The sequence below is a fragment of the Achromobacter sp. HZ01 genome, assembly GCF_003267925.1.
Classification (GTDB): domain Bacteria; phylum Pseudomonadota; class Gammaproteobacteria; order Burkholderiales; family Burkholderiaceae_B; genus Achromobacter; species Achromobacter pulmonis_A.
The window spans coordinates 582,634-598,310 of record NZ_LWKV01000003.1; the positions used below are offsets into that span (position 1 = coordinate 582,634).

The 15,677-nt window shown below is 67.3% G+C and carries 15 protein-coding genes; 8 read left to right on the top strand and 7 right to left on the bottom strand.

Features of this window, described 5'->3' with window-relative positions:
* Window position 1: 1 nt before the first annotated feature.
* The 5 genes from A6B37_RS18770 to A6B37_RS18790 all read right to left on the bottom strand — a co-directional run bounded on the left by A6B37_RS18770 (window position 2) and on the right by A6B37_RS18790 (window position 4,182).
* Window positions 2-919: an aldo/keto reductase gene (locus A6B37_RS18770; protein ID WP_111826602.1), complete on the bottom strand. Its 918-nt coding sequence runs from the start codon at window positions 917-919 to the stop codon at window positions 2-4.
* 73 nt (window positions 920-992) lie between these two features.
* Window positions 993-1,703: a Bax inhibitor-1/YccA family protein gene (locus A6B37_RS18775; protein WP_111826603.1), complete on the bottom strand. Its 711-nt coding sequence runs from the start codon at window positions 1,701-1,703 to the stop codon at window positions 993-995.
* Window positions 1,704-1,830: 127 nt separating this feature from the next.
* On the bottom strand, window positions 1,831-2,133 hold the full coding sequence (locus tag A6B37_RS18780) for a hypothetical protein (protein ID WP_111826604.1): 303 nt from the start codon (window positions 2,131-2,133) through the stop codon (window positions 1,831-1,833).
* A gap of 53 nt (window positions 2,134-2,186) precedes the next feature.
* Entirely contained in the window at window positions 2,187-2,651 is a 465-nt protein-coding gene (locus A6B37_RS18785) for a DNA polymerase III subunit chi (RefSeq protein ID WP_102774436.1), read from the bottom strand.
* Between the two features lie 22 nt (window positions 2,652-2,673).
* On the bottom strand, window positions 2,674-4,182 hold the full coding sequence (locus A6B37_RS18790; protein ID WP_111826605.1) for a leucyl aminopeptidase: 1,509 nt from the start codon (window positions 4,180-4,182) through the stop codon (window positions 2,674-2,676).
* Between the two features lie 57 nt (window positions 4,183-4,239).
* On the opposite strand from A6B37_RS18790, the gene lptF reads away from it, so the two are divergent.
* The gene (gene lptF, locus A6B37_RS18795) at window positions 4,240-5,343 is read left to right on the top strand and encodes an LPS export ABC transporter permease LptF (protein WP_102774438.1); all 1,104 of its coding nucleotides are present in this window, start codon (window positions 4,240-4,242) and stop codon (window positions 5,341-5,343) included.
* A gap of 9 nt (window positions 5,344-5,352) precedes the next feature.
* Here the strand turns inward: lptF and A6B37_RS18800 are convergent, their stop codons facing one another.
* Complete coding sequence (locus A6B37_RS18800; protein ID WP_102774559.1) at window positions 5,353-6,273, bottom strand: LysR family transcriptional regulator; 921 nt, start codon at window positions 6,271-6,273, stop codon at window positions 5,353-5,355.
* Between the two features lie 201 nt (window positions 6,274-6,474).
* On the opposite strand from A6B37_RS18800, the gene A6B37_RS18805 reads away from it, so the two are divergent.
* The 4 genes from A6B37_RS18805 (at window position 6,475) to A6B37_RS18820 (ending at window position 10,829) form a co-directional block, all read left to right on the top strand.
* Window positions 6,475-7,692, top strand: a complete 1,218-nt coding sequence (locus A6B37_RS18805) for an ABC transporter substrate-binding protein (RefSeq protein ID WP_102774439.1) — start codon at window positions 6,475-6,477, stop codon at window positions 7,690-7,692.
* An 89-nt stretch (window positions 7,693-7,781) separates the two neighbouring features.
* Window positions 7,782-9,275 carry a CoA-acylating methylmalonate-semialdehyde dehydrogenase gene (locus A6B37_RS18810; protein WP_102774440.1) on the top strand — a complete coding sequence of 498 codons (1,494 nt, stop codon included), beginning with the start codon at window positions 7,782-7,784 and terminating at the stop codon, window positions 9,273-9,275.
* A gap of 94 nt (window positions 9,276-9,369) precedes the next feature.
* Entirely contained in the window at window positions 9,370-10,314 is a 945-nt protein-coding gene (locus A6B37_RS18815) for a CysB family HTH-type transcriptional regulator (RefSeq protein ID WP_102774441.1), read from the top strand.
* 191 nt (window positions 10,315-10,505) lie between these two features.
* On the top strand, window positions 10,506-10,829 hold the full coding sequence (locus A6B37_RS18820; protein ID WP_102774560.1) for a DUF2325 domain-containing protein: 324 nt from the start codon (window positions 10,506-10,508) through the stop codon (window positions 10,827-10,829).
* A 129-nt stretch (window positions 10,830-10,958) separates the two neighbouring features.
* Here the strand turns inward: A6B37_RS18820 and A6B37_RS18825 are convergent, their stop codons facing one another.
* Window positions 10,959-11,627, bottom strand: coding sequence for a C40 family peptidase (locus A6B37_RS18825; protein ID WP_168202247.1), 669 nt, complete (start codon window positions 11,625-11,627; stop codon window positions 10,959-10,961).
* A gap of 300 nt (window positions 11,628-11,927) precedes the next feature.
* Between A6B37_RS18825 and A6B37_RS18830 the strand changes: the two genes are divergently transcribed.
* From A6B37_RS18830 to A6B37_RS18840, 3 genes are all read left to right on the top strand, one after another.
* Entirely contained in the window at window positions 11,928-13,817 is a 1,890-nt protein-coding gene (locus A6B37_RS18830; RefSeq protein ID WP_111826606.1) for a propionate--CoA ligase, read from the top strand.
* Window positions 13,814-14,221 (top strand): heme-binding protein, encoded by a 408-nt coding sequence (locus tag A6B37_RS18835; RefSeq protein WP_102774444.1) that lies wholly within the window; start codon window positions 13,814-13,816, stop codon window positions 14,219-14,221. Before A6B37_RS18830 ends, A6B37_RS18835 begins: the two co-directional genes overlap by 4 nt.
* Before the next feature lie 113 nt (window positions 14,222-14,334).
* The gene (locus A6B37_RS18840; RefSeq protein ID WP_168202263.1) at window positions 14,335-15,558 is read left to right on the top strand and encodes an MFS transporter; all 1,224 of its coding nucleotides are present in this window, start codon (window positions 14,335-14,337) and stop codon (window positions 15,556-15,558) included.
* The last annotated feature ends 119 nt before the right edge of the window (window positions 15,559-15,677 follow it).

The window sequence follows — 15,677 nt, forward strand, 5'->3', positions numbered from 1 at the left end:
GTCAGGCCAGCAGGGCGGCGATGCGTTCGCGCAGCGCGGCGTCGGGCTGCTGGCCGAACCCCGCGCGGGCGTTGTCCGCCATGTTGGCCGGCTTGGAGGTGGCGGGGATCACCGCCGTCACGGCGGGATGGCCGATGATGAATTTCAGGAACAGCTGCGCCCAGGAGGTGCAGCCCAGCTCCGCGGCCAGCGGTGGCAGCGCCATGCCGCGCACCTGGCGAAACAGCGCCCCGTCCTGGAACGGCCGGTTCACCAGCACCGCCACGCCCCGCGCCTGGCAGGCCGGCAGCAGGCGCTTTTCGGCGTTGCGCGCGCCCACCGACAGGTTGACCTGCACGAAGTCGGGCCGCTCGCGCTCGACCAGCGCGGTCAGCTCGTCATGCGCATGGTCGGCGTAATGCGTGATGCCGACGTAGCGGATCACGCCCTGGCGTTTGAGGTCGCGCAGCAGCGCCAGCTGGTTGGCGGTGTCTATCAGGTTGTGCACCTGGACCAGGTCCAGCTTGTCGCTGCCCAGCGCCTTTTGCGACTGGCGCAGCTGGCGCATGGCCGACTCGTGCCCCTGCGTGCTGATCTTGGTGGCCAGGAAGGCCTGCGACCACAGGCCGCCGTTGCGGGCCAGCAGCGCGCCGGTCACGGCTTCGGCGTGGCCGTAGCTCGGGGCCGTGTCGATCAGCGAGCCGCCCGCCTGCAACAGCGTGTCCAGCACCTGGGCCAGCGGCGCCAGGGCGGCGGCGTCGCCGGGCGGAACGTTGAAGGTGTCGGCCGTGCCCAGCCCTATCACCGGCAGCGCCTCGCCGGTGGCGGGGATGGCGCGCGTCAGCATGGGCGCCTGCCGGCTGAGCGCGCGGGCGGTCCAGGACGGGCCGAGCAGGGCGGCGCCGGCGGCGGTCTGGATGAAGCGGCGGCGATTCGGCATGGCGCGGGCTTCCCGAATGAAAAAAGGGCCTACATGGAAATGTAGGCCCTTTGGACTGGCAGGCGGACGGCGATTACTCGCGGTTACCGCCGAAGATGCCCAGCAGCATCAGCAGGTTGGAGAAGACGTTGTACACGTCCAGGTAGATCGCCAGCGTGGCGGACACGTAGTTGGTTTCGCCGCCGTTGACCACGCGCTGCAGGTCCACCAGCATGAAGGCCGAGAAGATCACGATGGCCAGGACCGAGATGGTCAGCATCAGCGCCGGCAGCTGCAGGAAGATGTTGGCCAGGGCCGCCACCAGGATCACCACCGCGCCGATGAACAGGAACTTCTGCAGCCCCGAGAGATCGCGCTTGATGGTGGTGGCCAGCGTGGCCATGGTGCCGAACACGACGGCCGTGCCGCCGAAGGCCGTCATGACCAGCTGGGCGCCGTTGCCCATGCCCAGCACGAAGCCGAGCAGGCGCGACAGCATGATGCCCATGAAGAAGGTGAAGGCCAGCAGCAGGGCGACGCCCAGCGAGTTGTTCTTGTTTTTCTCGATGGCGAACATCATCCCGAACGCGCCCACCAGGAACACGATCGCGGACAGGCCGGGGCTGGCGCCCATGACGGTGTTGATGCCGGTGTACAGGCCCACGGCGGCGCCCAGCACGGTGGGGATGAGCGACAGCGCCAGGAGCCAATAGGTGTTGCGCAGGACCTTGTTGCGCGCGACCTCGCCCGGCGCGCCGGCCAGCGCGCCGGAACGGTTAAAAGGGGACGGACGATATTCGTTCATGGAGAACTCCTGTGTGCGGCGAAATGACGATTGCCTAGAATTAGATGCGAAGGATACCTTACAGTTCCCTGAAGAATCCAGTTTCGTCAGGAATTAGACCAGACGCCGGGCGAAGGTTCCAGGCGGATCAACCCGGGCGCACGTCGCGCAGCACGCGGGCCACGATGACGGGTAGCTCGGCGTCCATGCGGGCCTGGATCTGTTCGACGGCGTCGGCCAGCGCCTGCTGCATGAGCTGTTCCACCTCGGCCTGCAGGCGGGCGCTGAGCACCGCCGGGTCGGGCAGGGGGACGGATCTGGCCGGCGCGGGCTGCGCCACTTCGGTCAGCACCGGAAACGCCTCGTCGGCGTCGTCCGCGCCCGGGGGTAGCGCGGGTTCGGCCCGCTGGGTCAGGGTGGGGATGCCGGGGTCGTAGCGGCGAGAGGGCATGTTGGCTCCCGAAAATCGATGGGGCGGCGGCGCGCGGAGCGCCGGCTGCCGGTTCAGCCGCCGGCGGACTGGCGGCTGAGGTCGTGGCTGTGCGGCGTATGGCCGGCGCCCTGGTAGGCGCGCCAGCGCTGGCGCGCGGCCTGCTTGTCCTCGGGGTCGTCGGAGACGATTTCGAGCAGCCTTTCGAAGGCCTCGAAGCCGGGCGGGCAGTCGTTGTCCAGGTTCAGCAGCCAGGCGGGGGGCGGCTGTTCGCCCTGGCCCGCGGCCGCCGCGGCCTGCTGCGGATCGCCCGCCGTCAGCACCACCGGGGTGTCGGCCGCCAGCGGGTCGTTGGCCAGCACGTGCGGCACGAAAGACGTGTCGTCGAACGCCCACAGCATGCGGTCGAACGCGGCCAGGCGGCTGCCGTCTTTACAGTACACCACCAGCCGCTGGCCTGCCAGGTAGCGCTTGCGCACGACCTGGCAGGCCATGCGCAGGCGGTCCGGCGCGCCGAAGGCGAAATCGATGCGCGTCATGCCGGATACCGTCGCAGGCGCTTCAAGCCTGGTCCAGCAGGTACTGCATCAGCAGCGGCACGGGGCGGCCGGTGGCGCCCTTGTCCTTGCCGCCGCGCCAGGCGGTGCCGGCGATGTCCAGGTGCGCCCACGGATAGGCCGTGGCGAAGCGCGACAGGAAGCAGGCCGCCGTGACCGCGCCGGCCGGGGGGCCGCCGATGTTGGCCAGGTCGGCGAAGTTGGACTTCAGCTGTTCCTGGTAGGCCTCGTCCATGGGCATGCGCCAGGCCGTGTCCAGCGAGGCGCGGCCGGCGGCGGCCAGCGCCTCGGCCAGCGCGTCGTCCTTCGAGAACAGGCCGCTGTTGACGTTGCCCAGGGCGACCACGCAGGCGCCGGTGAGGGTGGCGATGTCGATGACGGCCGAGGGCTTGAAGCGCTCGGCGTAGGTCAGCGCGTCGCACAGCACCAGGCGGCCTTCGGCGTCGGTGTTGAGGATTTCGATGGTCAGGCCGGACATGCTGGTGACCACGTCGCCCGGCTTGTTGGCCTTGCCGCTGGGCAGGTTTTCGCAGGCCGGGATCAGGCCGACCACGTCCAGCGGCAGCTCCAGCTCGGCCAGGGCGCGGAACGAGCCCAGCACGCTGGCGGCGCCGCACATGTCGTACTTCATTTCGTCCATGGTGGCAGCGGGCTTGAGCGAGATGCCGCCGGCGTCGAAGGTGATGCCCTTGCCGACCAGCACGATGGGGCCGGGGGCGTTCTTCGCGGTCTTCTTGGCGGTTTTGCTGCCGGCGTGGCGCAGCACGATGAAGCGCAGCGCCTCGTCGGAGCCGCGCGCCACCGACAGGAACGAGCCCATGCCCAGCGCCTCGACCTGCTTCTTGTCCAGCACTTCGACCTTGAGCGACTTGAATTCGCGCGCCAGGCGCTTGGCGGTTTCGCCCAGGTAGGTGGGGGTGCAGATATTGCCGGGCAGGTTGCCCAGCGTGCGCGTCAGTTCCATGCCGTTGGCGATGGCGGCGCCTTCGCGCAGGCCTTTCTGGGCCTGGGCGGCGTCGGCGCGCTCGACGACCTGCACGATCTTCTTGAGCTTGGGACGGGCGTCGCGGTCGGGCTTGCCGAAGCTCGCGTCGTAATGATAGGTGGCGTTGCCGGCGGCGATGGCGGCGCTGCGCGCGCGGGCCGCGACGGCCACGTCGGCGATGGGGTCGGCGACCAGCGTGGACACGCCTTCGGCGAGCTGGGCGGCCACGCAGGCCGCGGCGAAGGCCTGCTCGGCCGAGGCGTGGGCGCGGGCCGAGTATTCCTCCTGCTTGCCCAGGCCCACCAGCACCACGCGCTGCGCGGTCACGCCGGGCAGGTTGCGCAGCGTCAGGGTCGAGCCGGTGCGGCCGCGGAACTCGGCCTTGACCACCGCGCGCACGGCGCCGTTGGAGGCGCGGTCGATGAGGTCGGCGGCCGGGCTCAGCACGCCTTCCGCATAGACGCCGACGGCCAGGGCGGCGGTTTTCACCTGGTGCAGGGAAGCAGTGGTCTGTGTGCTAAATTCCATGAGGGTTTCCCGTGTACGTCTGTGTATGATGCGGTCGATTATCCCGCATATTCTCCCATGTCTCTATTCAAACGATCGGTCGTCAGCGAGATCACCAGTCACGCTGTCGTTGTCTTCTCCACTCTGCTCGTCGTGTGGCTCAGCGTGTTGCTCGTGCGCCTGCTCGGCGAAGCCGCGGGAGGCAACATCGGGGCCGACGTGGTGCTGGTGCTGGCCGCGCTGTCGACCATCACGGCCCTGCCGACCGTGCTCGCGGTCTCCGTCTTCATCGCGGTCCTGACCACGGTCACGCGCAATTACCGCGAATCCGAAATGGTGGTGTGGTTCGCCAGCGGCCTGTCGCTGGCCGACTGGCTCAAGCCCGTGCTGCGCGTGGCCATTCCGGTGGCGCTGGCGGTGGCCGGGCTGACGCTGGTGGCCGCGCCGTGGGCCTATCGCCAGATCGGCGAATACCACGAACGCTTCGAGCAGCGCTCCGACCTGGCCAAGGTCACGGCCGGCCAGTTCGCCGAATCCTCCGGCGGCAGCCGCGTGTTCTTCGCCGAAGATCCGCTCGACGCCAGCGACGAGCTCGGCACCGTGTTCGCGCGCGAAACCGGTCCCGAATGGCTGAGCGTCCTGACCGCCAGCAGCGCGCACAGCGAAACGCAGCCCAACGGCGACCGCTTCCTGGTGCTGGGCGAAGGCCACCGCTACGATCTCAAGCCGGGCACGCCGGAACTGCGCCTGGTGCACTTCGAGAAATACGGGCTGCGCCTGGAAAGCAAGGCGGGCGCCGATCCGGTGGCCGAGGCCCGCGCCGCCGCCGAGCGCTCGTCCAAGGCGCGCACCACCATGCAGCTCATGGAAGACAACACCGACAGCAGCTGGTCGCAGGTCATGTGGCGCATCTCGCTGCCGCTGGCGGCGCTGAACCTGGCGCTGCTGGCGATTCCGCTCGGGGCGGTCAACCCGCGCCTGGGCCGCTCGGGCGACCTGCTCATCGCGGGCCTGGTGGGCCTGCTCTATATGAACCTGATCAACCTGTCGCGCGCCTGGATCTCGGGCGGCAAGCTCAGCTTCGGCGTGGGCGTGTGGGCCATCCACGGCGTGGTGGCCCTGTTGACGGTGTTCCTGCTGATGCGCCGCCTGCGCGTGAAGGCGCCGCGCAACAACGCCTGAGCCCGGCCGTCACGGCAGGTATTTCATGGTGCCGCGGCGGCCGGCCAGCAGGTCGGCGTTCTTCAATATCGACCTGCGGATGAACTCCCACAAGACCGTCACGCGCTTGAGCTTGCGCAGGTCTTCGTGGCAGTACATCCAGAACGAGCGGGTGATGGCCACCTCGTCCTCCAGCACTGGCTTGAGCCGCGGGTCCTGCGCGGCGATGAAGCAGGGCAGGATCGCCAGCGACTGGCCCTGCAGCGTGGCGTGGTATTGCGCCACCACGCTGGTGCTGCGCAGCACCACCTTGCTGGCCGGCAGCAGGTCTTCCAGATAACGCAGGCGTTCGCTGAACAGCAGCTCGTCCACATAGCCGATGAAGGAATGGCCGGCCAGGTCCGCGCGCGACGTGATCGGCGGGTGCCGGGCCAGGTAGCCCGGCGTGCCATACAGGCGCAGCGTGTAGTCGCACAGCTTGCTGCATACGTAGGGGCCGCGCTGCGGGCGTTCGATGGTGATGGCCAGGTCGGCCTCGCGCTTGGACAGGCTGACGAAGCGCGGCACCGGCAGGATGTCCAGCGTGATGTGCGGATAGCGTCGCTGGAAGTCGGCGGCCAGCGGCGTCAGCACATAGCTGCCGAAGCCCTCGGTGGCGCCGATGCGCAGATGCCCGGACAGCGCCTGGCCGATGCCCGACAGGTTCTCGCGCGCGGAGTGCACCGCGCTTTCCATCTGTTCGGCGTGGACGAAGAGACGCTGGCCGTCGTCGGTCAGCATGAAGCCGGCGCTGCGCGATTTCTCGAACAGCAGCGTGTCCAGCTCCGCCTCCAGCGCGCGGATGCGCCGCGACACCGTGGTGTGTTCGACCCCGAGCTTGCGCGCGGCCGCGCTGACCCGCTGCGTGCGGGCCACTTCCAGGAAATACCGCAGACTGTCCCAATCAAGCACGATCCGGCGCTCCGCGCCCGCGCCGCCATGGCGGCGGCGGGCATCCATCCTATTGTTCATTCATGCACAAGGAATGTGCATTTCTGGCCTTGCTTGTTGATTTTCACACATCTACACTGGGTTGGCAGGTCCAGGGGGAACCCCCGGGGCCGCAGGCCGCAAAGACGGCGCAACAACGCATAAAACTCAGGAGACAAATCCATGAAATTGCACGCACGCGGGCTGGCCGCAGGGCTGTGTCTGGGCGCCGCCCTGGTCGCCCAGGCCCATGCGGCGGATAAGCCGCCGGTGAAGATCGGGATTCTGACCGATATGTCGGGCACCTACGCCGCCATGGGGGGCGCGGGATCGGTGGCTGCGGCCCAGTTGGCGATCGACGATTGCCTGGCCGCGGAGTGCAAGGGCATGAAGATCGAGCTGGTGTCCGCGGACAACCAGAACAAGGCGGACGTGGGCGCGGCCAAGGCGCGCGAATGGTTCGACCGCGACGGCGTCACCGCCATCGCCGACCTGACCAACTCCGCCGTGGCGCTGGCGGTGCAGGGCATCGCGCGCGAAAAGAACAAGGTCGTGATGTTCTCCGGCCCGGCCACCACGGCCCTGACCAACAAGGAATGCTCGCCGGTCGGCTTCCACTGGATGTTCGACACCTATTCGCAATCGGCCGGCGGCGCCAAGGCCACGGTGCGCGCGGGCGGCAAGTCCTGGTTCTTCATCACCGTGGACTACGCCTTCGGCCACTCGCTGGAAGCCGACACCGCCAAGGCCGTGCAGGCCCTGGGCGGCACGGTCGCCGGCAGCGTGCGGCATCCGCTGAACGCGCCCGACTTCGCTTCCTACCTGCTGCAGGCGCAAAGCTCCAAGGCGCAGGTGGTGGCGCTGGCCAACGGCGGCCAGGACACCGTCAACGCCGTCAAGCAGGCGCGCGAATTCGGCATCGTGGCGGGCGGCCAGCGCCTGGTGTCGCTGCTGATCTTCCTGTCCGACCTGCGGGCGCTGGGCCTGGAGAACGCCCAGGGGCTGTCGTACGTCGACGGCTTCTACTGGGACTACGACGACAACACCCGCCAATGGTCCGGACGCTTCGAAAAGGCCTTCCGCGGCCTCAAGCCCACCATGACCCAGGCCGGCGTGTATTCCAGCGTGCTGCACTACCTGCGCGCGGTGGCGGCTACCGGCAGCACCGACGGCAAGGTGGTGGCCGACAAGATGCGCGAGCTGCCCATCAAGGACCCGATCATGCGCAATGCCTCGATCCGTCCCGATGGCCGCGTGATCCACGATATGTACCTGTACGAAGTGAAGAAGCCCGCGGAATCCAAGGGCGGCTGGGACTATTCCAAGCTGGTGGCCACCATCCCGGCCGCCGAGGCCTTCCAGCCCCTGTCCGATTCCACGTGCCCGCTGGTGAAGAAATAAGGCAATGCGGGCGCCGCCCCCGCGGCGTCCGCTGAATCCATGAACGCGGAGTCCGCTCCGCATCGACTAGGCAGTGTGAGGAGCATCAAATGAGTGAAGTCCCGCGCGTTCCGCTATTGATCGGCGGCAAGCTAGTGCAGTCCAAAACCACCGAATGGCGAGACGTGATCAATCCCGCTACCCAGGAGGTCGTCGCCAAGGTTCCCTTCGCCACCCGCGAGGAACTGGACCTGGCCGTCTCCAACGCCAAGGAGGCCTTCAAGACCTGGCGCAACAGCGGGCAGGGCTTGCGCATGCGCGTCATGCTGAAGTTCCAGGAGCTGCTGCGCGCCAACACCGGCAAGCTGGCCGAGATGATCACCCGCGAGCACGGCAAGACCCTGCCGGACGCCGAGGGCGAAGTCGGCCGCGGCCTGGAAGTGGTCGAACATGCTTGTTCCATCGCCAACCTGCAATTGGGCGAATACGCCGAGAACGCCGCCACCGGCATCGACGTCTACACCCTGATCCAGCCGCTGGGCGTGTGCGCGGGCATCACCGCGTTCAACTTCCCGGTGATGCTGCCGTGCTTCATGTTCCCGATCGCCGTGGCTTGCGGCAACACCTTCGTGCTCAAGCCCTCCGAGCAGGACCCGACGTCCTCGCTGTTCCTGGCCCAGCTGGCGCTGGAAGCCGGCCTGCCGCCGGGCGTGCTCAACGTCGTGCATGGCGGCCCCGACATCGCCAACGGCCTGTGCGAGCATCCCGACATCAAGGCGGTCTCGTTCATCGGCTCGACCCGCGTGGGCACCGAGATCTACAACCGCGCCTCGGCCGCCGGCAAGCGCTGCCAGTCCATGATGGGCGCCAAGAACCACTGCGTGGTGCTGCCCGACGCCGATCCCGAAGTCGCGCTGAACCAGCTGCTGGGCGCCGCCTTCGGCGCGGCCGGCCAGCGCTGCATGGCCTCGTCCGTGGCCGTGCTGGTCGGAGAAGCGCGCAACTGGCTGCCCGACTTCGTCGAGCGCGCCAAGAAGCTCAAGGTCAACGCCGGCACCGACCGCGCCGCCGACCTCGGCCCGCTGGTCTCGCCCAACGCCAAGAAGCGCGTCGAAAGCCTGATCCAGAAGGGCGTGGACGAAGGCGCCAAGCTGCTGCTCGACGGCCGCGAACTGAAGGTGGCCGGCTTCGAGCAGGGCAACTTCGTGGGCCCGACCATCTTCGAAGGCGTCACCGAGAACATGACCATCTACACCGAAGAAATCTTCGGCCCGGTCCTGTGCGTGGTGGGCGTCGAAACCCTCGAAGAAGCGGTGGAGTTCATCAACCGCAACCCCAATGGCAACGGCGTGGCGCTGTTCACCCAGGACGGCGGCGCGGCCCGCTACTTCCAGAACAACATCGACGTTGGCCAGGTCGGCATCAACGTGCCGATCCCGGTGCCGGTGGCCTGGTTCAGCTTCACCGGCTCGCGCGCCTCCAAGCTGGGCGACCTGGGTCCCAACGGCAAGCAGGCGGTGCAGTTCTGGACGCAGACCAAGACCGTCACCGCGCGCTGGTCGGCCCATGCCAAGAGTGTGAACACCACGATCACGATGCGCTGAAAGCGGGACGCCTTGCGCCTAAGCATATACAAATAAGTCATATAGCAAGGCGTCCTTATTACTTATAATTGGCCCGTCTAACAGGGGCCAATTCATGAACCTGCAGCAATTTCGTTTCGTGCGGGAAACCATCCGGCGCGACTTCAACCTCACCGAAGCCGCCCGGATGCTCTATACCTCCCAGCCGGGGGTATCCAAGGCGATCATCGAGTTCGAGGACGAACTCGGCATCAAGATCTTCGAACGCCACGGAAAACGCATCAAGGGGCTGACCAAGCCCGGCCTGGCGGTGTCGCAGGTCATCGACCGCATCATGCGGGAAGTGGACAACCTCAAGAAGGTCAGCGACGAGTTCGCGCGCCGCGACGAGGGCGGCCTGGTCATCGCCTGCACCCACACCCAGGCGCGCTACCTGCTGCCCAGGGTCATTCCGGCGTTTCGCAAGCAATTCCCCAAGGTCCACCTGTCGCTGGCCGAAGGCAGCCCCGCCCAGCTGGCGGAAATGGTGCTGCACGAGCAGGCCGACCTGGCGCTGGCCACCGAATCGCTGGCCCTGACGCCCGGCCTGGCCACGCTGCCGGTCTACGCCTGGGAGCACACGGTGGTGGTGCGCCCGGACCATCCCCTGGCCGAACTGACCTCCAGCGCCGCCAAGCGGCTGACGCTGGCGCAGTTGGCCGAATACCCCATCGTCACCTATGACCGCGCCTTCACCGGCCGCACCACCATAGACGAGATCTTCGCCAACCAGGGCATACACCCGGACATCGTCCTGGAAGCCATCGACGCCGACGTGATCAAGACGTACGTCGACGTAGGATTGGGCATAGGCATCATCGCCGGCGTGGCCTACGACCCGCGGCGCGATTCCAACCTGGTCGGGCTGGCCGTGGGCCACCTGTTCGGCACGCATACCACCCGTGTGGGCGTCAAAGCGGGCGTGTTCCTGCGGGACTACGTCTACACGTTCCTGGAAATGCTGGCGCCGTCCCTGACCCGCGCGGTGGTGACCGAAGCCGTGCAGGGAAGCCCCAAGTAGGCTTGGCATGCCTTCGCGGGCCACCCGCACGGCGCCTTCGGGCGCCATTTTTTTTGTCGATCCGGGGATCTCGCTATCCCCGTTCAGGGGCTCATAAAAATAATTAAATAAGAACCGATCTCATTTGGGTTGACTAAAAAATGGGAATCATTATCATTACTACCAGTCTCAACGACCCAGCGAGGTTCATCATGACCGCAGGACTCAGTGCAGTGATAGTGGGCGCCGACCGCCTCGGCAACATTCCCGACCTACTCAAGGGGCACAACATTTCGATCACGCACCACATCAGCGGGCGCGATCCTTCGCACCAGAAAAAAACCTTGCAGCTGCCCTCGGGCACCCAGCTCGTCATCCTGCTGACCGACTTCCTCGGCCACAACGTCATGAAGACCTTCCGCAACGCGGCGCAACGCGGCGGCATCCGGGTCGTCGCTTGTCGCCGCTCGGTATGCAGCATGCAGCAGGCGCTGCAGCAATGCGGCCTGTGCGCGCACGCAGGCACGGTGCACTAGGCAGGTCCTGCCGCCGGGGCAAGCTGGGTAGACCCGCTGCCGGCAGGCCGCAAGATCAAGGCAAAACGCCGCCGGACTTCGCAGTCCGGCGGCGTTTTGCTTATGCGTTATCCGGGGGGGGCGGGCGGATCAGTTGGCCGCGCGGGCCGAGGCGATCAGGCTGTTGTCCAGGCGGCGGGCGCCGTTATAGCGCTTGGCCCAGTAGGTCATGGTCATGTTCTCGACGCGGACCACGCCGCCGGAACTGGGCGAGTGCACGAAACGGTCGTCGCCAAGATAGATGCCGACGTGCGAATAGCGGCGGCCCAGCGTGTTGAAGAAGACCAGGTCGCCGGCCTTCAGTTCGCTCTTGTCGATGACGGTGCCCTGGCGCGCCATTTCGGCGGCGTTGCGCGGCAGTTTCAGGCCCAGCGAGCGTTCGGCCGTGTAGGTGACCAGGCCGCTGCAATCGAAACCGGTGTCGGGAGAACTGCCGCCGAAGCGGTAGCGGATGCCGAGGTAGTTCAACGCTTCGCTGACCATGGCGTTGTCGCTGTCGACGCCGGTGTGGGGCTTCTGGCGCTCGCGCTTGAATTTCTGCGCCACCAGCATGCCGATGGGGTCGTAGCTGGCTGTCAGCGCGCCGGATTCGTAGGGATCGATTTCCGACGTATAGGCGGTAGACTTTTGACTTGTGCCGGCACAGCCGGCCAGAACCACGCACGCCGCCAGCGCCAGCAATTGCAGACTGCGAGGCAGACCGCGGCTTGCTTGGCCCGGGGATGAATTCAGTCGCGCGCGTGTGGAGTGTCGATGCATTCGCCTGGGGAAGATCTGCTGATGACGGCAGAAAACACGGCGATCACCGTGAATCCGGCCAAGATGTCAGCAAAATCAACATTTTTGTACAACTTCGCGGGGATTCTACCAAACTTTCAAGTCCGGTTTGTGACGTTTGTGTCACTTTAAGGACTTTAATGTCCATGCAGCGTGGACGTCGGGCAGAATGTTTTGACTTGCGGCAAGCCTCGTGCAAGGTTCGCCTACCAAAATGTGGCTGAAAGATTCCAGAAAAAAGCAATCAGCCCAAAGGCGGAAGAAAGATAACAGGAGACATAAATGCAAAAAACCCGGGATTTCCATTACCGCTCGGTACATGACCGCGACGCGTTCTGGCGCGAACAGGCCGACCGCGTGCATTGGGAGACGCTGTTCGAGTCCGTGCTGGACTTTTCGCGCCCGCCGTTCGCCAAGTGGTTCACGGGCGGGCGCACCAATCTCTGCTACAACGCGGTCGACCGTTGGCTGCCGACCCAGGCCGACAAGCCGGCCCTGATCTGGGTCTCCACGGAAGTGGACCGCGAGCGCGTCTATACCCGCCAGGAGGTCTACGACGAGGTCAACGCGGCCGCCGCCATGCTCAAGGAACTGGGCGTGGGGCGGGGCGACCGGGTGCTGCTTTACATGCCGATGGTGCCGGAAGCCGTGTTCGCCATGCTGGCCTGTGCCCGTATCGGCGCGGTGCATTCGGTGGTGTTCGGCGGTTTCGCCTCGGTCAACCTGGCGCAGCGCATCGACGATGCGGCGCCCAAGGTGGTGGTCTGCACCGACGGCGGTTCGCGCGCCGGCAAGGTGGTGCCGTACAAGCCGCTGCTGGACCGCGCGCTGGCCCTGGCCAAGTCGCCGCCGGCCTCGGTCGTGGTGTTCGACCGCGGCCTGGCGCCGTTCGAGCCGGTGGCCGGGCGCGACCTGGACTACGCCACGCTGCGCCAGCGCCACCAGGGCGCGCGGGTGCCGGTCGAATGGCTGGAGTCGTCCGAGCCCAGCTATATCCTCTACACCTCCGGCACGACCGGCAGGCCCAAGGGCGTGCAGCGCGACACCGGCGGCTACGCCGTGGCGCTGGCTTCGTCCATGGAATACCTGTTCAACGGCAAGGCCGGCGACACCTTCTTCTGCACCAGCGACATCGGCTGGGTGGTGGGCCATTCCTATATCGTCTACGGCCCGCTGATCGGCGGGCAGGCCACGGTGCTGTACGAAGGCACGCCGGTGCGTCCGGACGGCGCGATCCTGTGGAAGCTGGTCGAGCAGTTCGGCGTCAACACGCTGTTCTCGGCCCCGACCGCGGTGCGCGTGCTCAAGCGCCAGGACCCCGAACTGCTCAAGCGCCACGACCTGTCCTCGCTGCGCGCGGTCTACCTGGCGGGCGAACCGCTGGACGAGCCCACGGCGCAATGGATCTCCAGCGGCCTGGGCAAGCCCATCATCGACAATTACTGGCAGACGGAGTCGGGCTGGCCCATCCTGTCGGCGCAGCCGGGCGTGGAAAAGGTGCCCACCCGCTATGGCAGCCCGTCGTTCCCGGTGTACGGCTTCGATGCGCGCATCGTCAGCGAATCCACCGGCGAGGACCTCGGGCCCGACCAGAAGGGCGTGGTGGCCATCGTGCCGCCGCTGCCGCCCGGCGCCATGTCCACCATCTGGGGCGACGACGAACGCTTCGTGCAGACCTACTTCACGTCCATCCCGGGTCGCCAGGTGTATTCGACCTTCGACTGGGGCCTGGTCGACGCCGACGGCTACTGGTTCATCCTGGGCCGCACCGACGACGTGATCAACGTGGCCGGCCACCGGCTGGGCACGCGCGAGATCGAGGAATCGGTCAACAGCCACAGCGCCATCGCCGAATGCGCGGTGGTGGGCGTGGCCGACTCGCTCAAGGGGCAGGTGGCGATGGCCTTCGCCGTGCTCAAGAATCCCGCCGGCGCCGAGACGCCGGAGGCGGCAAAGCAGCTGGAAGGCGATATCATGCGGCTGGTGGAAGATCAGCTGGGAGCGGTGGCCCGACCCGCCAGGATCAGGTTCGTGGGCGCGTTGCCCAAGACCCGCTCCGGCAAGGTCCTGCGCCGCGCGATCGTCGCGGTATGCGAAGGACGCGATCCCGGAGATCTGACCACCATAGAAGATCCAACCGCCCTGGAACAGATAAAGGAGTCGCTGCAATGAATACCAAGCCCGTGCTGAGCGCCGAAGACGTCAAGAAGATCCTGGCCGCGGCCGAAGCACACGCCCTGCAGAACAAGTGGGCCGTCACGATCTCCGTGGTCGATGACGGTGGCCACCTGCTGGGCATGCTGCGCCTGGACGGCGCGGCTCCGATCTCGGCGCACATCGCTCCGGCCAAGGCCAAGACCGCGGCGCTCGGCCGCCGCGAGTCGCGCGTCTACGAAGAGATGATCAACAACGGCCGCTACTCGTTCCTGTCGGCCCCCTCGCTCGACGGCCTGCTCGAAGGCGGCGTGCCGGTCGTGGCCGATGGCCACGTGGTCGGCGCGGTCGGCGTGTCCGGCGTGAAATCGAGCGAGGACGTGCTGATCGCTCAGGCAGGTATCGCCGCGCTGGGCCTATGAGCGATGGCATGCCGCCGCAGGCGCCGTCCGGCGCTTGCGCGAAAAACGCCGGGGCAGGCGACGACAGTCCCCTGAACCCCGGCGTGGCCAGGCGCGAAGTCTGGGCCTGGGCCATGTACGACTTCGCCAATTCCGGCTACACCACCGTGATCCTCACGGCGGTGTTCAGCACTTATTTCGTCGGCGTGGTGGGCGGGCGCGCCCCGTGGGCCACGCTGGCATGGACCGCGGCGCTGTCGCTGTCCTATCTGCTCATCATGCTGACCATGCCCGGCCTGGGCGCCCGCGCCGACGCGCGCGCCGGCAAGCGCCGCCTGCTCTACGCGAGCACGGTGGGCTGCGTCGCGGCCACGCTGATGCTGACCCAGGCGGGTCCGGGCGACGTCTGGCTGGCGCTGGCCGCCATCGTCGTCTCCAACTACTGCTATTGCGTGGGCGAGTCGGTGGTCGCGGCCTTCCTGCCCGAACTCGCCAGGCCCTCGGCGCTGGGGCGGGTCTCGGGCTGGGGCTGGAGCTTCGGCTATTTCGGCGGCATGCTGACGCTGGGCCTGTCGCTGCTGGTCGTGACGCAGGCCGAGGCGCGCGGCGCGGGCGCCGAGCAATTCGTGCCCTGGGTCGTCGTCGTCACCTGTACGGTGTTCGCGCTGGCGGCGCTGCCGTCTTTTTTCATGCTGCGCGAGCGCGCCCGGCCGCAGCCCGGCCAGACCCAGGCGCTGCACATGCTCAAGCGCCTGGCCTACGCCTGGCGCGAGACCGGACAGCACTTTCCCGAGTTCCGCCGGCTGCTGATGTGCATCGCCTGCTACCAGGCCGGCATCTCGGTGGTGATCACGCTGGCGGCCGTCTACGCCTCGGAAGTCATGGGCTTCACCACGCCCCAGATCATGCTGCTGGTGTTCACCGTGAACATCGGCGCGGCGGCGGGCGCGTTCTCGTTCGGCTACGTGCAGGACCGCATCGGCCACAAGCCGGCGCTGGCCATCACGCTGGCCGGCTGGATCGCGATGGTGCTGGTGGCCTACGCCGCCGTGACCGCGCCGGTGTTCTGGGTGGCCGCCACGCTGGCCGGGCTGTGCATGGGCACGACCCAGAGCGCCGGCCGGGCCATGACGGGCGCGCTCGCGCCCGCGGGCCGGCTGGCAGAGTTCTATTCGCTGTGGACCTTCGCGGTGCAGCTCGCCGCCGTGATCGGTCCGCTGACCTATGGCCTGGTGACCTGGGCCACGCACGGCAACCATCGCCTGGCGATCCTGGTGACCGGCCTGTTCTTCGTCGGCGGCCTCATCCTGCTGGCGCGCGTGGACGTGCGCAGCGGCCTGGCGCGGCGGGGCGCCTGACTCGCGAAAGCGCCGCCGCGGCTGCTATCCTTATGGTCTGCCCAGCGGCGCCGCCACCATGCGGCGCCGATGCGCCAATGGCTTGTGCGGGCCGCGAGGCCTATGCCCTGCGATCCCGG